Annotated in this window: 22 protein-coding genes; 10 read left to right on the top strand and 12 right to left on the bottom strand. The window is 41.4% G+C overall.

The window, feature by feature from the left end:
* Positions 1-6 precede the first annotated feature (6 nt).
* Positions 7-1737, bottom strand: coding sequence for a GAF domain-containing SpoIIE family protein phosphatase (locus LPTSP_RS06555; RefSeq protein WP_108928007.1), 1731 nt, complete (start codon positions 1735-1737; stop codon positions 7-9).
* A 137-nt stretch (positions 1738-1874) separates the two neighbouring features.
* On the opposite strand from LPTSP_RS06555, the gene LPTSP_RS19080 reads away from it, so the two are divergent.
* From LPTSP_RS19080 to LPTSP_RS06570, 4 genes are all read left to right on the top strand, one after another.
* Positions 1875-2012 (top strand): hypothetical protein, encoded by a 138-nt coding sequence (locus tag LPTSP_RS19080; protein WP_165780177.1) that lies wholly within the window; start codon positions 1875-1877, stop codon positions 2010-2012.
* A 74-nt stretch (positions 2013-2086) separates the two neighbouring features.
* The gene (locus tag LPTSP_RS06560; protein WP_108928008.1) at positions 2087-2698 is read left to right on the top strand and encodes a LemA family protein; all 612 of its coding nucleotides are present in this window, start codon (positions 2087-2089) and stop codon (positions 2696-2698) included.
* A 14-nt stretch (positions 2699-2712) separates the two neighbouring features.
* Positions 2713-3600 carry a TPM domain-containing protein gene (locus tag LPTSP_RS06565; RefSeq protein ID WP_108928009.1) on the top strand — a complete coding sequence of 296 codons (888 nt, stop codon included), beginning with the start codon at positions 2713-2715 and terminating at the stop codon, positions 3598-3600.
* Between the two features lie 5 nt (positions 3601-3605).
* The gene (locus tag LPTSP_RS06570; protein WP_108928010.1) at positions 3606-4160 is read left to right on the top strand and encodes a TPM domain-containing protein; all 555 of its coding nucleotides are present in this window, start codon (positions 3606-3608) and stop codon (positions 4158-4160) included.
* A 5-nt stretch (positions 4161-4165) separates the two neighbouring features.
* On the opposite strand, the gene LPTSP_RS06575 is transcribed toward LPTSP_RS06570, so the two are convergent.
* The 5 genes from LPTSP_RS06575 to LPTSP_RS19245 form a co-directional block, all read right to left on the bottom strand.
* The gene (locus tag LPTSP_RS06575; protein ID WP_108928197.1) at positions 4166-4564 is read right to left on the bottom strand and encodes a SufE family protein; all 399 of its coding nucleotides are present in this window, start codon (positions 4562-4564) and stop codon (positions 4166-4168) included.
* An 89-nt stretch (positions 4565-4653) separates the two neighbouring features.
* Entirely contained in the window at positions 4654-5541 is an 888-nt protein-coding gene (locus tag LPTSP_RS06580) for a DUF4349 domain-containing protein (RefSeq protein ID WP_108928011.1), read from the bottom strand.
* A gap of 137 nt (positions 5542-5678) precedes the next feature.
* Positions 5679-7094 carry a jacalin-like lectin gene (locus LPTSP_RS06585; RefSeq protein ID WP_108928012.1) on the bottom strand — a complete coding sequence of 472 codons (1416 nt, stop codon included), beginning with the start codon at positions 7092-7094 and terminating at the stop codon, positions 5679-5681.
* Positions 7095-7185: 91 nt separating this feature from the next.
* A complete protein-coding gene (locus LPTSP_RS19240) occupies positions 7186-7512 on the bottom strand; it encodes an aldo/keto reductase (RefSeq protein ID WP_369689655.1) in 327 nt (108 codons plus the stop codon).
* Between the two features lie 5 nt (positions 7513-7517).
* Complete coding sequence (locus LPTSP_RS19245; RefSeq protein WP_245915486.1) at positions 7518-7676, bottom strand: hypothetical protein; 159 nt, start codon at positions 7674-7676, stop codon at positions 7518-7520.
* 188 nt (positions 7677-7864) lie between these two features.
* Here LPTSP_RS19245 and LPTSP_RS06595 point away from each other — a divergent pair, with 188 nt between their 5' ends.
* Together LPTSP_RS06595 and LPTSP_RS06600 are read left to right on the top strand one after the other, a co-directional pair.
* Positions 7865-8992, top strand: coding sequence for a TauD/TfdA family dioxygenase (locus tag LPTSP_RS06595; RefSeq protein ID WP_108928013.1), 1128 nt, complete (start codon positions 7865-7867; stop codon positions 8990-8992).
* A 63-nt stretch (positions 8993-9055) separates the two neighbouring features.
* A complete protein-coding gene (locus tag LPTSP_RS06600; RefSeq protein WP_108928014.1) occupies positions 9056-9955 on the top strand; it encodes a bile acid:sodium symporter family protein in 900 nt (299 codons plus the stop codon).
* Between the two features lie 31 nt (positions 9956-9986).
* Here the strand turns inward: LPTSP_RS06600 and ygiD are convergent, their stop codons facing one another.
* Positions 9987-10754 (bottom strand): 4,5-DOPA-extradiol-dioxygenase, encoded by a 768-nt coding sequence (gene ygiD / locus LPTSP_RS06605; protein ID WP_108928015.1) that lies wholly within the window; start codon positions 10752-10754, stop codon positions 9987-9989.
* Positions 10755-10840: 86 nt separating this feature from the next.
* A complete protein-coding gene (gene trhO / locus LPTSP_RS06610) occupies positions 10841-11890 on the bottom strand; it encodes an oxygen-dependent tRNA uridine(34) hydroxylase TrhO (RefSeq protein WP_108928016.1) in 1050 nt (349 codons plus the stop codon).
* 137 nt (positions 11891-12027) lie between these two features.
* On the opposite strand from trhO, the gene LPTSP_RS06615 reads away from it, so the two are divergent.
* The 3 genes from LPTSP_RS06615 (at position 12028) to LPTSP_RS06625 (ending at position 15956) form a co-directional block, all read left to right on the top strand.
* Complete coding sequence (locus LPTSP_RS06615; RefSeq protein ID WP_108928017.1) at positions 12028-12786, top strand: DNA alkylation repair protein; 759 nt, start codon at positions 12028-12030, stop codon at positions 12784-12786.
* Between the two features lie 180 nt (positions 12787-12966).
* Positions 12967-14490, top strand: coding sequence for a DEAD/DEAH box helicase (locus LPTSP_RS06620; RefSeq protein ID WP_245915487.1), 1524 nt, complete (start codon positions 12967-12969; stop codon positions 14488-14490).
* Positions 14491-14603: 113 nt separating this feature from the next.
* Entirely contained in the window at positions 14604-15956 is a 1353-nt protein-coding gene (locus LPTSP_RS06625) for a DNA recombination protein RmuC (protein WP_108928198.1), read from the top strand.
* A 7-nt stretch (positions 15957-15963) separates the two neighbouring features.
* Here LPTSP_RS06625 and LPTSP_RS06630 read toward each other — a convergent pair whose 3' ends face one another.
* A complete protein-coding gene (locus tag LPTSP_RS06630; protein WP_245915488.1) occupies positions 15964-17934 on the bottom strand; it encodes an adenylate/guanylate cyclase domain-containing protein in 1971 nt (656 codons plus the stop codon).
* Positions 17935-18148: 214 nt separating this feature from the next.
* Here LPTSP_RS06630 and LPTSP_RS06635 point away from each other — a divergent pair, with 214 nt between their 5' ends.
* Positions 18149-19117 (top strand): LIC12353 family lipoprotein, encoded by a 969-nt coding sequence (locus LPTSP_RS06635; protein WP_108928019.1) that lies wholly within the window; start codon positions 18149-18151, stop codon positions 19115-19117.
* A 65-nt stretch (positions 19118-19182) separates the two neighbouring features.
* On the opposite strand, the gene LPTSP_RS06640 is transcribed toward LPTSP_RS06635, so the two are convergent.
* The 3 genes from LPTSP_RS06640 to LPTSP_RS06650 form a co-directional block, all read right to left on the bottom strand.
* A complete protein-coding gene (locus LPTSP_RS06640; RefSeq protein WP_108928020.1) occupies positions 19183-19632 on the bottom strand; it encodes a MarR family winged helix-turn-helix transcriptional regulator in 450 nt (149 codons plus the stop codon).
* Positions 19633-19634: 2 nt separating this feature from the next.
* Positions 19635-20057 (bottom strand): SRPBCC family protein, encoded by a 423-nt coding sequence (locus tag LPTSP_RS06645; RefSeq protein WP_108928021.1) that lies wholly within the window; start codon positions 20055-20057, stop codon positions 19635-19637.
* 161 nt (positions 20058-20218) lie between these two features.
* Positions 20219-21139 (bottom strand): esterase/lipase family protein, encoded by a 921-nt coding sequence (locus tag LPTSP_RS06650; protein WP_108928022.1) that lies wholly within the window; start codon positions 21137-21139, stop codon positions 20219-20221.
* Positions 21140-21382: the final 243 nt, after the last annotated feature.

Raw genomic sequence — 21382 nt, forward strand, 5'->3', positions numbered from 1 at the left:
AAAATTTCATCCGTTAATATCTATGACAAGCATTGCCATATCGTCTCCGAATACACCTTCCGAAAATCGGAATACGTCGGAGACAACCTGGTCCAAATACTCATCCAAATTTCCTAGGTCTCTATGTTGGAGTAGAATGTCCTGGAAACCAGGAAGGTCCAATATTCTACCCTCCGCATTGAAAACTTCGTACATCCCGTCCGAATAGAATACAATCCTATCATCTTTTTGCAATTTAACTGATTCATTAAAATATTCTATCGAATCAAAGATAAGAAGAGGAAGATTCATACCTTTCAGCTCGATCTTCTCTTCTCCCCTAAACAATACGATAGGAGGATGTCCAGCATAAGAATAGACCAACCTCTTCTCCAATGGAAAAAATCTGGCCCATACTGCAGCGATATGATGTTCGACCACCATAGGTTTTAGATCCGTCACAAACTGTTGGATACCTTCCGCAGGAGAAAGACCAGCCTTTGCATGATGCCTAAACGAAAGTACCGCCATTCCGGAAACCATGGCAGAAGAGATCCCATGACCGGAAACATCTCCAAATAAAATATCCAACACGCCGTTCTCATGCTGGATATACGTTATGATATCTCCTCCCACTTTTTCGAAAGGACGGAAATAACTATCCATTTTATAAAAAGGTGAACTAGGAAATTCTCTGGAAACCAAGGATCTTTGTGTAAGACGCGCCAATTCCAGATCATGATTCATTCTCTCATAAAAATCGTTCAGATCGGATTCTCTTTTTTGTCTATCAAATGCCAAAACGATTAGGTCGCCTACTAGTCTCAGGATATAAATATCTTCTTCCGTCCAAAGTTTATGGCCTTTTACAGAATCGAATCCTATAAAACCAAGCTCTTCGTCACGAGAAGAAAGGCCAACCACCACTAAGGAACGAGTCCCTCTTCTTTCCAAAAGATTTCTTAAGGAAACATGGGAAGAAGGAACATTATCCAATGAATCATAAACGATATGTCCCTTATTGCTGATTGTTTCGTAATCCGATTTGGGGAATGTTTCGATGGGAAGATTTTGTAACAGATGTATCCTATGTTCAATCCCGTCCGCACACCATTCGTTCGTGTTAGAGATTGTCAGACCTGCATGAGTGTATAAAAATAAAAATGCCCTATCCGCTCCGCAGAATTTTCCAAGTTCCCCTAAAGCATGGTTTACTGCTTCAGTTGTGTTTCCAGGTTCTACACTTAAAAAGTATCTGGAGAGTTGTGTGAGTAAACTTTCTAATGCGATTGTCCTCTTGAGCCTGGATTCGGCGGCACGAATAGAGGTTATGTCCTTCAACACTCCCCAGGCCCGAAGTAAAAGTCCCTTCTCCACCACACCTAAGGCTGAGCTTAGAAAGTATTTACGTTTTCCTTTTAGATCTGTTTCTTCAGATTCGCTGTCGTGTATCTTATAACCGGAACGAATAAATTCGTTAATGCCGAACATATTCATCTTGTTAGTCGGACGAACGATGTCCTTTAAAAGAACACCTTTGATCTCTTCTGCATTATGATACCCGTAGATCCTGGCCATAGTATCGTTGCAATGCGTGAGTCTTGCATTCTCATAGATCAGCCTACACTGCTCCTCTATAGGAAGAGTGATGTCTAAAGGAGAATCCAACTCGTAGGACCAGATCCCTTCCGGGGACCTACGAAAATAACCGTCTACCTTCTCGATTTCCTCGAGTCGGCTCTTAAAATCCAATTCCATTCGTACCGGGCGGCCCTTGCCATTTTTCTATTTATCGGTTGAGGCAGTCGGGGAATTTTCCCGGTTTTTTATTTTCTGCCCAACCAATTTGTCCGGGGGTCCATGTATCTTTATATGCGGACCACAAGGAGGCGCCAATGAAAACCGAATATAGAAACTCGATCAACCAAGAAAAAATATCTGCTCTCGCCGAAATGCTCGCAGACAAACTCATCGAAGAAATCCGCAAAAGAGCCCTGGAAAAACACGAAAATTTCCCAAAAGAGGCGGCATAAAACGGAATGTTGTCAGAAAAAACCGATTGCCAAGGGACGTTTTCCTTACAAAATTCCGCAAGTCGGAGGTAGAAATGTCCCAAGGCGATTTTTTTCGGATCCGTAAAAGTTTTCTGATCGGTTTTGCCGGTCTGATCCTGTTTTTCACGAATTCATGCGGTTATAACACGATCCAAGTCCAAGACGAACAGGTAAAGGCTGCCTGGTCAGAAGTAATCAATATGTACCAGAGAAGAGCGGACCTAATCCCAAACCTGGTTAACACAGTCAAAGGATACGCTGCACAAGAAAAAGAAGTGTTAATCGAAGTAACCAGGGCTAGAGCCAGCGTAGGTTCCGTCCAGGCTACACCTGAAATATTAAATAATCCTGAACTGTTTGCAAAATTCAATCAGGCGCAAGGACAAATGACCTCTGCGCTTTCCAGATTGATGGTGGTAGTAGAAAAATATCCGGACCTAAAATCCGACAAAAGTTTTATCGGACTACAAGCTCAGTTAGAAGGTACTGAAAACAGGATCGCTGTCGCAAGAAACCGTTATATCACTTCTGTCCAAGAATACAATATTACAGTCAGGACGTTTCCAAACGTGATCACCGCTAAAATTTTCGGCTACGACGTAAAACCGAATTTCAGCGTAGAAAACGAAAAAGAAATTTCTAAACCTCCTCAAGTCCAATTTTAAAACCTGGATCTCAGATGAGAAGACTGCTCTTTCTTCCAATTTTACTATTCTGTTCCGGGATTTTCGCGGACCAGATCCCTATTCCCAAATTGACGCACAGGGTCACAGACCTGACTTCCACATTAAACGAAGAAGAAGTTTCCAATTTGGAAAATAAACTAAAGGACTTCGAAAAACGAAAAGGAAGCCAAGTGGTCTTGGTCATTATCCCAACGACTGGAGAAGAGACCATAGAACAGTATTCCATACGTCTTGCAGAAGATTGGAAAATAGGAAGAAAGACCATAGCAGACGGAGTCATTTTCCTAGTCGCAAAAGACGATCGTAAAATGCGTTTCGAGATCGGAAGAGGATTAGAAGGAGCCATCCCAGACGTAATAAGTAAAAGGATACAGCTGGAATACGTTAGACCCTTATTCAAAGAAGGTAAGTATTACGAAGGGATTGATCAAGGGATAGATAAAATCCTAGGCCTTATAGACGGGGAACCTTTGCCGGAACCGAGTTCTACTAGCTACGAGTCAAACGCAGCGCCAGAAGAGGATCAATTCGGACTTTATATTGCCGCATTGGTCGTCATAGGGATTGCAGTAGGGTTCATATTTAAGAAATTATTCAGCCTGCTACAAGCGGGAGTTGCTACTTACGCCGGGTACTGGGTGGGCGGATTATTAGGTTTTTCTTTAGAAGTAATGCTTCCACTTTTGGTGATCTTCTTTATACTTCTCTGTATAATATACATTGCGGCCAAGAATCCAGGTTCTGGCGGAGGGGGATGGTCCGGAGGTTCTTGGAGTTCCTATAGCTCCAGCGATTCAGGTTGGAGTTCCTCATCTTCCGGTGATTCTTTCAGCGGTGGTGGAGGAGATTTCAGTGGAGGGGGATCCTCTTCGGATTGGTAATTCTTATGAGCAAAAATCCTTCTTTAACCGAAAGACTGATACGCAATATTTTTGCGGGTTTCCTGGACCTATTTAGGATAGGGAACGGACCTTTATCAGGTTTTACTTTATTAAGAAAATATTTTAGTCCAAAAGATCTGAGAGAGATCACATCCGCAGTTGCAAGTTCCGAAAAAACCCATAGAGGGGAATTAAAGGTAGCGATCGAAACAAAGATCCCCCTATTCCAGATATTCTCAGGCAAAACAGCAAGAGACAGAGCGTTAGAAATGTTCTCTTTCTTAAAAGTTTGGGATACGGAAGAAAATACGGGAGTACTGATCTATATTCTTCTTTCCGAAAAGAAGATCGTGACCTTGGCAGATCGCGGGATCTACAAAAAGATAGGACAGGAAAAATTGAATTTGATCTCGTCAAAAATAGGAGAAGGTTTTAGATCCAAAGCTCCTAAGGACGCGATACTCACGGGGATCAAAGAGCTTACGGAAGAACTAAGTAAATATTTCCCTGCCGGAAAGAAAAATCCGAACGAGATCTCAAACGAACCTTATATAAGTTAGAAATATTAGAAACTTCTAATCTTGTTTACCATGGAATAGAGGCCGTTACGGCGGCTCATGGAAAGATGTTTGTCCAGGCCGATCTCTTTTAAAAATTCCAGGGAAGCCAACTTGATCTCTTCTCTTGTTCTGCCCGAAAAAACTCGCAAAAGCAAAGCTATCATTCCTTTTGTGATCGCGGAATCGCTGTCCGCTTGGATAAATAATTTGCCTTCTTTTTCTTCGGGAACAACCCAAACTCTGGACTGACAACCTGGGACCAATCTATCTTCCGTTTTTAATTCGGGAGGCAAAACAGGAAGCTCGTCTCCGATCTCGATCAGCATCTGGTATCTTTCTTCCCAGTCTGCCGCCTCCGAGAACTCGGCGATAATTTCTTTTTGAGCTTCTTCCAGAGTTGGCATTCTTTTCCCCAAGCTGTTTTCTTCTAGGCTAAAAACCATGGTTTCCCCGGAAACAAAATAATTTTGGCGGGGCCCGAGGCCCCACTCTCTTATTTTAGACGATTCTTCAGATATTTAATCAGATTGAAAATCCCTGCTGCGATCAAAGCCAGAGGAATAATATAGATCAAAGAAAGTATCAGTTTTAATCCAAGACTTGCTAGATCGATAAACGCATCTCCGAAACTAGGAACTTCTACTGCTTTTGGTTTTTTAGGACCGTACATATGAATGCTGATCTTCGCCCAATTAACTCTATCCAGAATTTTCCATTTTTCGAATTCAGCGGAGTCCGCAGAATCTTCAGATTGCCCTAATAATTCTTCGATCTCTGCCGCGTTTTTAGGAGTAGATCTTGCGCCTAGTTCCGTTCTTCTAGCGATCCTGATCTTCTCCCTTCTGGAATGGATCTGTTCTAATGTATAATTTTCAGTATGATCTTCTACTTGGATATTTTCAGAAGTGAGTGTGCCGACCTTCTCTAATTCCATCAAAACTTGGTATAGATCGGAAGACTTTACATGAATAACGGCAGTCATGCTTGGTTCGGTATCCCCTCCCCAGTTCTGAAGACTTTCACTCTGCACGAATCCATACTTGCTGGAGAGTTCTAATAGGAATTTTCGAGCCGCGATAAAATCCTTTGTCTCGAAATTTAGATCTACCTTATATTCTAAAAGCCTACCTATCTTTAGGTTGCCGATCTTAGGAGTCGCAAAGGTTTTGATCTGGTCCTCCGGTGCTTCCTCCCTTTCACCAGCCTTGCCGCTAAGTTTTTTTTCGGCCTCTTGCATCGGTTGTTCGTCCGCAGAAGGCATGGGAGCCGCCGCGGATCTAGAACGTAAGTCTGAAAGTTCTTCAGATTGTTTTTGGGAATTTTCGGCCTTGCAGACGAAAAGAAAAGATACGATTAAGATTGAAGTTAGAAAGCGAAACATTCATTTCTCCTAAAAATCCTATACGTCCCGCATCGAACCTCGGACATATTTAGGGAACTTTCTATTAGAAACAAATGGATCGCTTTTTATTCCTTCGGTTTTTATCGAATCTTTGGGTGAAATACTTTCTGCATCATTTATAGAGCCGGAGCAAAGATCACACCTAATTGGTCTATTTCATCCCCGCTTCTTCCATGGAATCCTACGATTCCCCAGCCGTTAGGAGCGGAGTATGTGACACAACTGGAAGTGGTCGAGCCTCCTGTGAGAAACCTAGCTAGGTTTGTGCGAAATTGTGCATAAAAAATCCGAGTATGTCCACTTTTTTGCGCACTACAAAGTTTTACTTGGTCTAAGTATTCTCCCGTTCCCAGGCTCAAAGTTTGCAAACTTCCCCCTGTGCCTCCGTGGCTTAAGACAGTTCCATTTGTTAATTGTAAAGAGACTGCATCCACTCTGGATCCGGATCTTAAACTTATTTTAGATGCGGATGGAGAAGAAGGTAAAGAATTCACGTCGTTGAAAGCGGTTCCATGCGGCCCACCGAATGCATCGCTAAACAATAGATTCTGCAAAAGAGAATAATTGAATGTGGAAGAAACAGCATAATGGTCCGAAAGAGGGACTCCTGTTACAGGATGTACAAATCTCGCATCTTCGAGCAGATAAGAACTAGGAGATAAGGAAATATAGGAATTCCCACGGTAGAATATTTTATCCACTACCTCACAGCCAGGGCTTGTTCGATGCCCCTCGCAGTCCGTCAAAGCATCAGCTCCCTGTGTAGGATAGGATCCTCCACGGATCAGCTGGATCCAAACATCCGTAAATCCATGATTTATAAATTCTCGGATATTATCTCCGGATCTAGTATATCTTGTATTCGTATCTCCCATTACGATCACTGCGTTTCCAGAAGAATTAGATTCTATAAAATTCAATATTTGCAATATATTGGATCTTCTTGCGGCTAGATCCGCTTCTTCTGTACTTGCGTTCGTATGCAAGTTATACACGTCTAAAAATACTCCGGGTGCAACCTTATGCCTTGCCAAAGTAAATCCCTTAGGAGTTAAACAATCCGTTCCGTTGCAAGCATTCCAATCCACTCTTTGGAAATCCGAAAATGGAAAATATGACAATGTATTTAGACCGTCTCCTATGCCCATCCCTCCACTTGTAGCAGATCTGTAAGGATGTACATCGTTGGCATACAAACTCGCATGGTAATTAAAATCTTCCTGGACTTGGATCAGATCGAATGGGGTCATCAAAGGTCCCATATAGGGAGTGTTCTCACTCGGGTTCGAGCTGGAAAAAGGTTCCAGTAGTCCGGCCACATTGTAAGTGAGTAGGGAAAATGTTCCGGTCCCGTTTACAGTATTGATGACTGCGAAGTCCGAATAATTAGCACCCATTTTCGCTTGGTCCGGTTTCTGGATCAGTCCGAGTAAACTTTCCGTATTTATGACCTTATCCCCGTTGCAATTGAATAGGAACCATAAGATCCCTACCAAAAGGGGAAGTCCCTTTTTGCCTTGTTCGATTTTCATTTTGCGTTCTCCGTTTTTGATATCGAACGAGCAGTATAAATATAAGTATTATATTCTAATTAGAATTTTCTTATATGGTCATTTTTTTCTGCTATGGGACTCTTTTACCTATTCCAGCTTCTAAAATCCGGAACCAATCCTCTATTTCTAACTGAATCTGAAATGCTTTGGTAGCAGATCTGATACGATCTGGCCTATTCGTCCCTAAAACTGGGACCAATTGTGCAGGATGGAAGAGATGCCAAGAGAATAAAACCGCATCCAATGTTGTATCCTTCTTCTTTGCAAGGACTTCTAATGTTTTATACAAAACCTTGCCGCTTTCTTTCAAGGAACGAAATGCTCTTGTGACCTCGTCAGCATTCATAAGAGGATCAGGCCTATGGATCAGAAACAGATCTATCCCATCTACATTCAGTTTTTTTAATGAACTTTCATGAGCGGATCAAATTCTGCGCCGAATCTTTCTTCGTTTCCGCATCCTCCATATAGATCCGCATGATCGAATGTATCTATTCCGGATTCAAGGCAAACTTCTATCTTTTCTAAAATGCGATGAGTCCCTGTCCCTTTCGGGTCCATATGTAATCGCCTACATCCCCAGCCTGGAAAAACCCGGACCTTCTTTGTATTTATCTTCTTTCTCCGGCTCCATAAGCATGGTATTCGTATTTTAGAAGGAGTCGACCAATCAACACGGAAAATGAAAAGACTTGCCTTTCCATTCTGTAGTTTTATAAAAGTTTTCATTCTCTAACGGGAGAGCTTACATGAAAACAAATACAATTTCCCGATCTGGCAAATCCGCAATTAAGAAAGTTTCCCCTAACAAAACTAAGCCGAAAGGTATAGGCCGGGTAGAAAGATCTTTTTTCCCAGGAAAGGAACTCCCCAGGATTTACGGTCCGGGAGACACGAACGCTTTAGAGCCTGGCTTTTTGGCTGCATGGGTCTCTAAAAATAAAAAATCCATCGAAGCGGATCTATTGGAATACGGTGCTATCTTATTCAGAGGTTTTCAAATTTCTTCCCCTCAAGAATTCGAAGACGTTGCTCTAGGCTTGGATAAAAATCTAAAGACAGATTATTTGGGAACTTCTCCCAGAAACAAAGTTACCCAGTTTGTCCACACTGCAAGCGAACTTCCCCCTCATTATCCTATCATGCAACATGCTGAGATGAGCTTTTTAGACAAACCTCCTCGTAAACTAATGTTCTTCTGCGCTGTTGCACCCAAAGAACACGGAGAGACTCCGATCACAGACCTTCGGAAAATATACGAGGACCTGGACCCGGATCTATTAAAGAAATTTGAAACCAAGGGAGTCAAATACATCCGCAAGTACGACGGCCCGAATGCTTCTCGTTATAATCTTTGGAAAACGAAACGTTGGGACGAGATGTTTTCTACCAAAGAAAAAAAGCAGGTAGAAAAGATCGCTGCCCAACAAAGATTCCAAGTAGAATGGCTACCTGAAGACGGATTAAAACTCACAAATAAGCAGGTTGCAGTCAGAAAGCACCCAATCGCTAAAACGAAAGCTTGGCATAACCATAGTCAGGTATTCCACCAAGACGCGGCCAGATTAGAATATGCAAAAATTCTAAAACAGCAAGGATCTTTCCGAAGCCTGATCCTGGCAGGAGTATTGTACGTTCTCACATTCTTGAAGAAAAAGCTTGTGGAACCAAAGGACCAAGACACGAATGTGATCTTCGGAGATGATTCCGAGATCAGCGTTTCGGAGATCGGCAAGGTCAGTCAAACATTCTGGAAACATTTGTCTATATTCTCCTGGCAAAAAGGGGACGTACTTTTGATAGACAATTATTCGGTTTCCCACGGAAGATTACCATTCTCCGGCCCAAGGGAAATTTTAGTCACCTGGACGGACTAAAATATAATTTAAAAAATCCTAAAATATTAAACAGCGGGCATTCGCCCGACTTTAGGGACATACATGCAAGATTACGATTTAGTTAGATTGAATTTCAGTCAAGGAGGACTCTTTGTACTGAATATATGTTTGGGACTCATCATGTATGGAGTCTCACTGGAATTGACCATCGCAGATTTTACGAATTTAAGAAAACAACCTAAAGCAGCGATTGTAGGTCTATTCTCCCAATTAGTATTATTGCCAGCACTCACGGTCGGATTACTTTATATTTTAAAACCTCATCCGGGTTTGGCTCTTGGAATGATCTTAGTGGCAGCATGTCCGGGTGGAAACATGTCCAATTTTATAAGCCTCCTTGCAAAAGGAAACGTTCCTCTTTCCATTTCGCTTACCGCGACTACTACCGTTTTAGCATGGTTTTTTACTCCGTTTAATTTTTTCTTTTGGGGAAAATTATATTCGCCTGCTGCAGACAGATTAAAAGAGATCAGTTTAAATCCGTTAGATGTATTTCTTTCGATTTTCCTAATATTGGTCTTACCTTTGATCTTAGGAGCTCTTACAAATCGTTTTCTTCCTAAGATTGCTTCTTCTTTAAAAAAACCGATGAGGATCGGATCTACGGTTTTACTCGGGGTTTTTATTCTGATCGCATTCGTGGGAAACTGGAGATCATTTGTGGAGTTCGGAGCGGTTTTATTTTGGCTCGTACTTCTTCATAATGGCTCAGCGTTGACTGTTGGATATCTTGTTTCTTGGATCGCTGGCCTTGCTCATAAGGAAAGAAAAACCATCTCTTTAGAAACCGGACTCCAAAACTCAGGGCTTGGTCTTATCTTAATTTTTACATTCTTCCAAGGAATCGGATCTATGGCGCTCATCGCTGCTTGGTGGGGAGTCTGGCATTTGATTAGCGGGCTCTTCTTAGCAGCTATCTGGGGAAGAGAAAAAACGACCTGAGTACCTCGTCCCTACGAGTGAGAAAAAGATCTTAACTGATCTTCATACTAGTCAGAGATACCGAGCTCTGGATGATATCGTTATAAAAACGGATTTCTTCCTTCTCCTCTGCCAATGCCAAAGCATATAACATAGGAAAATAATGTTCCGGAGTAGGGATGGCCATCTGCACTGCAGTCCCTAATTTTTGGTAATTGGCGAGGTTCTTCCAGTCTCTCTTTTGGATCAGGTCCTTGAATGTGCTATTCGCTTCTAAAGCCCAGTCATGAGCCTTGTCTTGATTTTTCCAATCGTAAAGACGTAAGTTATGCACCATGTCTCCGCTTCCCAAGATTAGCACGCCATTCTCTCTTAGCTTAGACAAAGACTTTGCAAATTCATAATGCCATTCTCCTGGCTTAGTAGCATCCAAACTCAATTGGACCACTGGAATATTTGCCTTAGGATACATATTCCTAAGAACACTCCAAGTCCCATGGTCGAGTCCCCAAGAATCATCTTGGATTACTTGCGCTTCTTTGGATTTGGAAAGTTCTTCTGCAAGTTTTGGATCTCCAGGTGCAGAATACTGCACATCGAATAATTCCTGAGGGAATCCGTAAAAATCATGAATAGTAGGAGGAGACTGGTTCGCGGTTACGTATGTTCCTCGAGTAAACCAATGAGCAGAAATACTTAGGATGGCTTTAGGTTCCGGAAAATCTTTCGTGGATTCCGCCCAAGTGTCGGCTAACGGATTTGGTCCGAGAGCGTTCATTGGACTTCCATGGCCTACAAAAAATACCGGTAATTTCTGCATGATTTCCTTCTTTTCTTTTAGACTTCTTGTAATTAAAATTATTACAAGATATTTCGATTTTTCTAAGGAAAATTGAAAAGATCCGATTATTTTCCTTTGTAAAGTTCGAAAACCTTGGGCCGGATCTTGGATTTGGAAAAATGTTGGTTAGAGGCTGCTTTACCTTTTCTTAATTTTTTCTGTTCTTCCACAGGCAAAGCCGCAATCTTTTGGCATTCCACAGAGCAGCAATTATCAAATTTTTCCGCGCAGGACTCGCATTGGATGAATAGAATATGACAGGCAGGATTTGCACAATTGATATGCCTTGCGGATTTTTGATCGCATTGGTGGCATTCACTTAGGATCTCTTCTCCCACGGTTTCTTGGAGTCTCGCGTCGAACACGAAATTTTTTCCCTTAAACTTGGAGTCCAGTCCCTTCTCCTTAATTTCGGAAGCGTAAGAGATAATTCCCCCATGCAGCTGATACACATTTTGGAATCCATGATGTTTTAGATAAGCGGAAGCCTTCTCGCATCGAATACCTCCAGTGCAATACATTACGATTTCCTTATCCTTTCTATCCTGTAGAAGTTCAATGATCATAGGTAATTCTTCCCGGAAAGTGTCCGCTTGCGGAAGTAATGCACCCTCGAAATGCCCTATTTCGGATTCATAATGGTTACGAACATCCACTACGATAGTCTCGGGAGATTCTAACTTTTTATTGAATTCTTCTGCGGTTAAATGTGTCCCAACATTGGTTACATCGAAAGTATCGTCTGCAAGACCGTCTGCGACGATCTTATTGCGGACTCGTATGTCCAATTTCAAGAATGAATAAGACTTTTGTTCCACAGCAACCTTGAACGGAACATTCTTGAATTCTTTTCTTGCATCAATAGAGTCTCTGAACTTTTGAAAATTAAATTCAGGCACAGATAATTGAGCATTGATCCCTTCTCTCGCGATATAGATCCTTCCGAGCACTCCCAAGGATTCCCATTCTTTGTATAATTCGTTGCGGAGAAGGTTCGGATCATCTAAGATCGCATATCGATAAAAGGAAATAGTAGTGCGTTCGAAGTTTTCTGCCTCTAACTTCTTTCTGAGAATATCCTTACTGTAAATATTATGAAGAGGTTTATGTTTCATAGTAGAACGGATCTTTCCTAAAAATTAGGATTTGTGGGACCTCCTAACTGGCAAGCCCAAAAACCTGAATTTGGAACTTGATAAATATCCTTCTATAATGCTTGCCCTCCCCTTCTATCAAAAGAAAATTTTGTCCCATGCCCAAGTCCAAAACAGCTGTAAAAACTAAATTATTAGGGGGAGAAGATTCCAAGGCGGAAGATGTGATCCGCGAGGTCCGAAATATCGCCGACCCGAAAGCTGTGGAGATACTCTCCCGATTTTTCAAAACTGGAAAGGGAGAATATGGAGAAGGTGATCTATTCTTAGGGATAAAAGTCCCACCTTTACGAAAAATTTCCAAATCGTATCAAGGACTTCCGTTACCCGAACTACAAAAGATCGTTAAATCGAAATACCATGAAGAAAGACTTCTAGGTTTTTTTATACTATGTGAGAAGTTCCAAAAAACTCCCGAACAAGAAAGAGAACAACTACACCTATTCTATTTAAAAAACTTAAAATACGTGAACAATTGGGACATCGTAGATCTAAGTTCCAGAGAATTGATCGGAGATTATCTTTTAGATAAGAAAAGAGACATCCTATATAAACTCGTTAAGTCGGACAATATATGGGAAAGGAGGGTTGCGATCATCTCTACTTACGCCTTTATCCGTAAAGGAGACTTTAAAGATACCTTAAAGATCTCTGAATTACTCTTAACCGATAAAGAGGATCTCATCCATAAAGCAGTGGGCTGGATGCTAAGAGAAGTAGGGAATAGAAGTTTAAAACCCGAGACCGACTTTTTAGATAAACATGCCCATAAGATGCCTAGAACCATGCTTAGATATGCTATAGAAAAGTTTCCTGAGAAGCTAAGACTGAAATATATGAAAGCAGGAAAGGAATAAAAGGCCTTTAATGCTATACCTGTGAGTCGTGTTTGAATTCATGGAAGAAACGATACCAGAGCCTAAATCTTTCCTTTATGTTTTAAATAGGACCATTCTATAAAGATCCAAGCTCTTAGCCAGACAGGCATAATCGTGGGGATACCGTAAAAATTTACGCAAAAATCCCAGGAGCAATCTTTGAAACCTAAAAAAACATTCCTTGAACTCGGACTATCCGAGGACGTCTTAAAAGCAGTATCCGATCTAGGATTTACCGAACCTTCTTCCATTCAATCCGAAGCTATTCCACTCATTCTTTCCGGAAGAGACGTAATCGGGCATTCTCGTACTGGAACCGGCAAAACGGCTGCATTCGCAATCCCTAGTTTAGAAATATTAGAAGAAGTAAAACAATCCCCACAAGTATTAGTACTCTGCCCTACCAGAGAATTGGTGGTCCAAGTCGCAGAAGAGTTTAGAAAATTAGGAAAATATAAAGAAGATTTCCAAGTAGCCGCGATCTATGGTGGAGACGATATTACTAAACAATTCAAAGCTTTAAAAAGAAGTCCGCAAGTGATCGTTGGAACTCCAGGTAGGACCATGGACCATATGGATCGCAGGACATTAGATCTGAGCAAGGTCAAAATGGTGATCCTGGATGAGGCCGACGAAATGTTGGACATGGGATTTTTAGAGGATATGGAAATCATCCTCGCAAAAGTCCCTGAAGAAAGACAGACCATTCTATTCTCCGCAACCCTTTCCGCAAAAGTGATGGGGATCACTAAAAAGTTCCAAAATTCTCCTAAGGTCGTAGACGTTACCGGAGGAAAAGCGGACAGACCTAAGATCCGCCAGATCTATTTCGAAATGAGAGAAAGCGTCAAACCTGAGGCATTGATACGTCTTTTAGAATATCATACTCCTAAGGCTTCATTAGTATTTTGCAATACTAAAGTCAAAGTGGACGAAACTGTTGAATTCTTAAAATCCAAAGGAATCTTTTCCGAAGGATTACACGGAGATCTTTCCCAAAACCAAAGGAACAAGGTGATGTCCGGATTCCGCGCAGGACTGGTAACCGTTCTTGTGGCAACGGATGTGGCAGGTAGAGGAATTGACGTAAGCGACGTAGAAGCAGTGGTCAATTACGATATTCCGAGAGATTCAGAAGACTATGTGCACCGTATCGGTCGTACAGGAAGAGCAGGAAGAAAAGGTCTCGCACTCAGCTTCGTTTCCAGTAGAGAATTCAAGACATTACGCAGGATCAGAGAAGACCACGAATTTGAAATGGAACTCGGAAAGATCCCCGATATTTCAGAACTCACAGAAAAGAAATTTTTAGAATATTCACATGTAGTAAAAGAAGTTTCGGAAGAAGGAGACGTTTCCGAATATTCCAAACTTGTAAAGAAGCTCACCTCCGAAGGTATCCCCGCAGAACGTTTGGCGGCTGCACTTTTCAAATTGGCTTTAGCGGAAAAATCCGAAAAATTCGACTCCGAAGTACGTTTTGACCAAGATCCAAAAGGTTACCGAGAAAAAGAAGCTCCGTCTCGTAACGACAGACGTTTTGGTGGAAAATCCAATCAAAAAGGAAAAAGAGATCATAAGGATAAAAATCGAAATTCTAATCGATTCCATCCAAGTCGGAAAAAAAGTTCCAGCTCCAGCTCCTCCGGCGGTGGCTCTTCTCGCCCAAAAGCAAAACGTTAATTTTCTAAACTTTCAACAAAGGGCCCCGAATTTGTCCGGGGTCCCCATAAAATGGAAATTCTATTTTGGAAATAGGTATCCTGAATTGTACCGAATTCCAAAAAGGAGTCAAAATGGAATTTGCAATCGTATTACTCACCGGTCTTCTCATCGGCTTTGGCCTGGCATTCTTCTTGGCAAAGGCTCTCTATTCCAAAGAGTCTGGGATCAATCCGAATGAACACGAAAAGTTAAAATTAGACAAAGCGGGACTTCTCACCTCGGAGCAAAGATCTAAGGAAAGGATCCTTCAGTTAGAAAAAGAGTTAAAAGAGAATTCCGAAAAAACGGAAAAAGCGATCGGCTATTACCAAGCCATGAAAAAAGAATCCGATCTTTTAAAGGAAAGATTGGAAAACCAAAAAAAAGAATTCGAAGAGCTCATGACCAAGCTGGACGAAAAGTTCAAACATGCAGCCAATCAGGCGTTGCTGGACAATTCCCAAAAATTCAACCAACAAACCCACGAAAAAATGACCGACCTACTTCGTCCTTTTAAGGAAGAAATAGAAAAGTTCGGGGTCAAAGTAGAACTTTCTCATAAAGAGCATAAGGACGATACCGCAAACCTAAAGGCTCAGATCAATAATCTATTAGAAATGAATAAAACACTTTCTGAAGATGCCAAAAGCTTGGCCTCCGCTCTGAAAGGAAACTCCAAGACCCAAGGGGATTGGGGAGAAGGAATCCTAGAAAACATCCTTCAAAATAGCGGTTTAGTCAAAGGAAGAGAATACACTTCTCAGGAATCCGTACAAACGGAAGACGGAAGATTGAGACCGGATATAGTAGTCAAACTTCCTTCCGGAAAATCGATCGTAATAGACTCCAAGGTTTCCTTAACCGCATATGTAGAATACGCTTCCGCGGAAACGGAAGATATTAAAAAGGCAGCTCTGCAAAGACATCTCAAAAGTTTATATGAGCATGTTTCCGGATTATACAAGAAGAATTACCAGTCTTTGTATGGAATAGAATCCTTGGACTTTGTGTTGATGTTCCTTCCAGTGGAACCTTCTTATTATGAAGCTGTTCGTACAGATCCTAAATTTTTAGAAGAAGCTTATGCAAAAAATATCCTGATAGTTACTCCTTCCACTCTAATGGTTTCCTTAAAGATGGTAGCCAATCTTTGGAGAAAGGAAAAACAAAACAAGAACTCAGAACAGATCGCAGAAGAATCCGGCAAGATGTACGACAAGATCGTAGAGATCGTCACCGCATTGGAAGCACTTGGAAAGTCCATAGATAAGTCCAAGGACAACTATGATGCAGTTCTAGGAAAATTAAAATCAGGCAGAGGAAATCTTTTAGGAAGAGCGGAGAATATTCGTAAACTTGGAGCCAAAGTCCGCAAGTCCTTAGATTCTACTTCCGATGATTCCCAAGAAGATGCGGAAGAAACTCTGTTTTTAAACGGAGAATAATCTAATATTACGCTAGATCCGGACCGGGCTGCACTCTTACGGTCGAAGAATAAATTTGTTCCGTACAACGTTTTAAGTATAAGTTCGCGGCCCTGTCTCCGGAATACATCCTTAGAGCCTCTCTAAAAGATTCTCCAGAATCTAAATATTTCCCGAAATGGAAAAGCTCCACTCCCCTTTCAAAATTACTTTTAGATTTTAAGAATGCCTCTTTTTCGGTTTTGCTTAAGTAATCTCCCAATTCGTAGATCGCTCTAGGTTCTTCTTTTCCTCTAAATTTGAGTTTATCCAATTTACGAAGTAAGAATTTTTCGGGAGATTTTAATCTAGAATAAGTATCTTCGCTGATCAATATATTAGAACCGTAATATTTATTCAAAGCTTCTAATTTAGAGGCCAGATGGACCGCATCAGAGATCACTGTGCTTTCCATACGATCTCCTGAACCGACCAAACCCATCATCAAGGAACCGGTATGGATCCCGATCCCAACTCCGATTGCTCGATTTCCTTGGTCCATTCTTCTTTGGTTATAATCCAAAATACGATTTTGCATGGAGATGGCTGCGTTCACCGCATCGTCAGAGCTTTCCGGGAAGAGTGCCATAATCGCATCCCCGAAATACTTATCCACAAAACCGTGGTTGGAATGAATAAGAGGCTCCATCTCTGAAATATAAGAATTTAGTAATTCAAAACTTTCCTTGGAATCCAGACTTTCCGAAATCTCTGTAAAGGACCTAATATCAGCAAATAGGATGGTCATTTCCTTTTTGATCTGGTCCCCTGGCCTCATATCCTCCAGCTTTCCTTTTCCTAAAAATTCCAAAAAGCTGATAGGAACAAATCTGCTATATGTTTCGTTCAAACGTTGTAGGCGATCCGAGAGTTTTTCCTTTTCTCTATATAGATCTCTGTATCTGGAAGAAAGAATAAATGTCTGAGTAAGAATTGCTACAAACAAACCGATCGGAATAATAAACCTTGCGAATATGATCTGTCTGGCAGCAAGCATATCGAAAATCCCCGCCACTATTAATGCGAAGATCGCAAATCCGATTGTAAGAGAATATTGTTCTTTGTGAATGATCGCCCTAAAAAGTACTATGAGTGCGAATACCACTCCACCTAAAAAGACCATCTGATAATAAGGAACAGGCTTCGAAGCCATCGGGAAAGGGAAAAGTGTACTTAAGGAAAATGTAAAAGCAATCAGATAGAATAATAACATCCATTTTCGCGGGAAGTAAGCCGGAAAGGAATGTCGTAAAAAATGAAGCCCTAAAGGTAAAGCCGCATACATGGTCAGATATTCCAGATTCATGGAAATACGATAACCTACCCAAGGAAAATAGAATTGGATCAATTTTTCCTCAGTCACAAACAAACGAAAGAATAAACAAAAGCAGAATAATGCGAAAACCAAAGGAGTACGATCCTGCCTTCTGAGAAAGAAAAGACCAAGATGGTAAATAGTGGACATGAAGAACAGTCCTGCCAAAAAAAGATCCCAATCCCGAAGTATTAGAATTTCTTTATAAAGAGCCTCCGCATCTCCGAAACGGATATCGAACCAAAGTCCTGTCAACCTATGATGAAAATTAGAAATTTTGAAACTAATATCCACTTCACGGGTGGGCTCATTCCATTCATAATAAACCGGCCGATTGTCCGGAGTGCTTGTCTCAAAAGAAGTTCCTGGTTTTCCCGAACTACCTGCGGAAACACCGTTGACCAAAATTTCAAAAGCTGTTGCCTGGTGTTTGGAATAGATCGCTAAACGCCCATGTTTTTCAGGAAGAAGTATTTTTAATTTAAGAAGCGCATAACCTGCACCCTGCCAAACTCCAGGGATCTTACGGAATTCGGGGGATTTTTCGGAATTAAGATCCGGTTGAAATGTATTCGGAAAAAAAGACCAATCTCCCTGGAGATTGATAGTAGGATTGGATTTATAATCCCAACGGGTTAAATCCAAAATTCCTTTTTGAGCGACCGGTGCATCTCCAGATGAGCAAGAAACTAAAAAGATACAGAAAATTATAGAAAGTAAATATTGAAAACGGAAAGCTGTCGGCTCGGGGTCCATTGTTTTTATCGCTCAGTGATCTAACAAAACGATGGCTTTGTCAAGAGATTATGGATTTCTTTTTTTTCTTTACCCTTTTCGGTAGAAAACTAACGTAATTCAAATGTTTCGAAACCATTTCAAAATAAATGTACTTCTTTTAACCGTGTTCGCTATTATCGGGAACTGTGGAGATGGCTTAAGAGGCAAACCTACGCAGGCGATACCGGAACTGGCAGGATTTTATGTGAACGAGAAATCAAAAGAGTGGTTCGACAAGGGAAAGATCAAAATACAAACTCTTTGGATCCGACGTACGGCAAAAGGAGAAATGGAATTTTCCGGCGAAACATTGACCAGACTCCAATTTAGCATTAGCGAAAATAGGGAAGAATTAAAAGTCAAATCAGGGAAGATACAAACGAGCGATAGAGAACTTTTATTTTTCGAAACAATTGCAAGAGAATTCCATCGCAACTACCACGGCAAAAATACGGAAGACCCTAAAAGCTGGGAGGTACGTTCCTTCGGGCCATTTATAAAAGTAAAAGAATTTGGCAAATTATTGGGAGAAGGAACCGGAAGATCCGCAGAATTTTCCCAGGACAAAAACTCCATCGTATTTTCCAACGGAGATGTTTACAGAAGGATAGGCAATCCTCTCTTGGGGAGGATCTCCATCAATCTTGGAAAATTCAAAAAGACCATAGATAACGAGGTGGCAGGAGTAATATTATTTCCTTTAGATGCACAAGCATTCCCTCAAACGGAAGGAAAACAAAACTTCTTCGCGCTATTTTCCACCACAGATACTTTAGCTGTAGGAACTCCAATCAAGATCGCCGAATTTCCGGGCCAGGTCCAAGAAGTTTTCGAAAATGTAGCGGTTGTAGAATTGAACAAGACCAAACCCGGGATTGCAGCTCCCAAGATCCAAAACTTCTCTTCTATAATTTTAGATGGTGTAGTGGATAGCAAAACAATCTCTCAAAAAGAGAGTACGGACGAATTGATCCGAAGATTAAAACAAGACCCGAACGTTTCTAAAGAAGAGCTGATCCGGGAACTGGAAAAGCTTAAGACCAAAGAATAAGTCCAACTCACGAGCTTTCAAGAGCCTGAACTTTTGAGGACAGGCCCTTAAAAAACTTTTCCGGATCATTTCCGGGAAAGTATCTGCAGGCCGGAAATCATATCTTTCCTTTTCCCACCCAGAATAGAAAAAAAGTCCTCATCAAAATCTTCCACTACTTTGACTGCCTGCTTAAGTGTCTTTTGGCCTTCGGAAGTGGTCTTCACTAATTTTGCACGGGTGTCAGTCTCATGAGAGATACGTCTGACTAACTTTTTAGATTCTAAAGTCCTAAGTACGGTAGAAGTAGTCATAGGATCCGTTTTTGCCCTGTCTGCAATTTTGATCTGAGTAGTCTCTTCTTCGTGGAGCTCCAGCCAATGGGTAACAGCTAAAAGAACGAACTGTGCATGGGTTAGATCCAAAGGTTCTAAAACCTTTCGGATCTCCCTTTGCCAAAGATTTGTGACCTGCCATAACAAAAATCCAGGGCTATCGTCGGATTTATCGTATCTGAATATTTTTTCCTTCGACACTTCTACAAACCCTTCCGGACCAGTTCTGAAAAGTGTAGGATCTCCTTTTCCATTCCATTTGCTTGTTCTTCTCCGATGATCTTTTTCCATAAAAATCCCAGGGGACCGGAGATCGTAAGTTCTACTTTGATCTCAGTTCCTTCTTTTTTAGGAGAGAAATAATGCATAAACTTCATTTTCGCACCGGGCAGATAAGTCACGTCTCCAAATACAAAAGGTTTTTCGGATTCAGTGATAAGGACCTTACAAACAAATCCACCCTTTGGTTTTAGGACAAATTCCTTACCTACGGAAACTTCTCCTTCTATCTTGGTCCATTCAATGTCCGAATCCCATTTAGACCAGTTCGCAACGTCGGCCCTTGCCTTCCAAAGCGATTCCGCATCTATTCCTTTTACTATTGTATTATACTCATACTTCCACATTTTATTCCTCCAGATAGTAAGCGCACTTACCATATGGACATCTGTATAATAAGTGCACATATTATGCAAGCAATATAATAAGCACACTTACTATGTTGGGGATAAAAAAAAACGCCTCCGAATGGAGGCGCATCCTATTTTACGAGATCGAAACTGACTTCTTATTGGTTACTTTTTGCGTTAGAAGCCATTTTTAAGTAATAACCGTTAGTATCATACCAGGTCTGTCCGAGGTATAATGCGTTGGTTGCTTCTAGGTGGTCCACACCTGTGGTAAGTATTCCGTAAGAAGGACCACCTTTCCAGGTTCCCCATCTTTGAGAATCATCAGGAACCACACCGTCATTCCATACGCTCATTCCATAGAAAGGAGCTCCGATGGAACAAATCGGCGCAAGAAGTCCCATTGCAGGGTGTTGGATAAGATCATTACCGATCATATAAGATCCGTAAGAGAAATACTTAACCCCGGAAGCATTCGGAACGCTTGCGTTAAAAGAAGTAGCGCCGCTTACAGTAAGAAGTTTTAATGCGGCAACTGCGTTTTGGCTAGACTGGCCATAAACCACTCCTACCAAAGTATTTACTACAGTTCCTACGTAAGGGAGAGCCCAATTCGGGATCACAGCCTCTATCACGCTTGCAACCGGACTTCCTTTGTGAGGCGTATTGATTGTGGTGAGGGTTGCCACTTTACTTGCAAAACTAAGATTCGCAACAAGGTAACGAGCGTCCAATCCACCTTGAGAATGTCCAAGGATATGAACTTTTCCGGTGTAATTATTAGCTGCCATCGCAGTTTGGATCGCTGTTTTTAACTGAGCAGCTCTCGCTGCAGAAGAGTTCGTAGCGGTCACAGTAGGAGTGAGAACAGTGGCTCCTTGGGATTGAAGATAAGCTGCGTTTCCGCCCCAATAGTCAACAATACCAGTAGATTTACCCCAACCAAAAATACCATGAGTCAATATGATCGGATAAGATCCGGCTAAAGGTTTAGTTGAAGAACCTCCACCAGATGCGCTCACTGCTCCCGCTGCTAGGAATAGAACCCCAGCTACCAATAACTTTGCTCTTTTTAACATTCTCCTTAACCCTCTTCTTTTAAACTATTCTCTCTACGGATCCCACTTCCCTGGGCTTTGCCTCTTTAGGAAGGAGTTCTTTTTATATATAACAAACAATCGATTTAGATATTTAATTTCGAACGTTCGCTATTTGAACCTTTGTCCACCTCTTCTGTGTCTCCGGCTCACAAAGTTGATTATAGAACGGCGTTAAATTGTCAATTGAGAAAATAAGAGAATTATAAGTGAAAAGGAAAAAAT

Origin of the sequence: Leptospira johnsonii, from assembly GCF_003112675.1 — a bacterium.
GTDB classification, from domain to species: domain Bacteria; phylum Spirochaetota; class Leptospiria; order Leptospirales; family Leptospiraceae; genus Leptospira_B; species Leptospira_B johnsonii.

Bases quoted from the DNA above. Each gene is read 5' to 3' on its own strand.
- LPTSP_RS06555 (WP_108928007.1), bottom strand. From the start codon at position 1,737: ATGGAATTGGATTTTAAGAGCCGACTCGAGGAAATCGAGAAGGTAGAC.
- LPTSP_RS19080 (WP_165780177.1), top strand. From the start codon at position 1,875: ATGAAAACCGAATATAGAAACTCGATCAACCAAGAAAAAATATCTGCT.
- LPTSP_RS06560 (WP_108928008.1), top strand. From the start codon at position 2,087: ATGTCCCAAGGCGATTTTTTTCGGATCCGTAAAAGTTTTCTGATCGGT.
- LPTSP_RS06565 (WP_108928009.1), top strand. From the start codon at position 2,713: ATGAGAAGACTGCTCTTTCTTCCAATTTTACTATTCTGTTCCGGGATT.
- LPTSP_RS06570 (WP_108928010.1), top strand. From the start codon at position 3,606: ATGAGCAAAAATCCTTCTTTAACCGAAAGACTGATACGCAATATTTTT.
- LPTSP_RS06575 (WP_108928197.1), bottom strand. From the start codon at position 4,564: ATGCCAACTCTGGAAGAAGCTCAAAAAGAAATTATCGCCGAGTTCTCG.
- LPTSP_RS06580 (WP_108928011.1), bottom strand. From the start codon at position 5,541: ATGTTTCGCTTTCTAACTTCAATCTTAATCGTATCTTTTCTTTTCGTC.
- LPTSP_RS06585 (WP_108928012.1), bottom strand. From the start codon at position 7,094: ATGAAAATCGAACAAGGCAAAAAGGGACTTCCCCTTTTGGTAGGGATC.
- LPTSP_RS19245 (WP_245915486.1), bottom strand. From the start codon at position 7,676: ATGGACCCGAAAGGGACAGGGACTCATCGCATTTTAGAAAAGATAGAA.
- LPTSP_RS06595 (WP_108928013.1), top strand. From the start codon at position 7,865: ATGAAAACAAATACAATTTCCCGATCTGGCAAATCCGCAATTAAGAAA.
- LPTSP_RS06600 (WP_108928014.1), top strand. From the start codon at position 9,056: ATGCAAGATTACGATTTAGTTAGATTGAATTTCAGTCAAGGAGGACTC.
- ygiD (WP_108928015.1), bottom strand. From the start codon at position 10,754: ATGCAGAAATTACCGGTATTTTTTGTAGGCCATGGAAGTCCAATGAAC.
- trhO (WP_108928016.1), bottom strand. From the start codon at position 11,890: ATGAAACATAAACCTCTTCATAATATTTACAGTAAGGATATTCTCAGA.
- LPTSP_RS06615 (WP_108928017.1), top strand. From the start codon at position 12,028: ATGCCCAAGTCCAAAACAGCTGTAAAAACTAAATTATTAGGGGGAGAA.
- LPTSP_RS06625 (WP_108928198.1), top strand. From the start codon at position 14,604: ATGGAATTTGCAATCGTATTACTCACCGGTCTTCTCATCGGCTTTGGC.
- LPTSP_RS06635 (WP_108928019.1), top strand. From the start codon at position 18,149: ATGTTTCGAAACCATTTCAAAATAAATGTACTTCTTTTAACCGTGTTC.
- LPTSP_RS06645 (WP_108928021.1), bottom strand. From the start codon at position 20,057: ATGTGGAAGTATGAGTATAATACAATAGTAAAAGGAATAGATGCGGAA.
- LPTSP_RS06650 (WP_108928022.1), bottom strand. From the start codon at position 21,139: ATGTTAAAAAGAGCAAAGTTATTGGTAGCTGGGGTTCTATTCCTAGCA.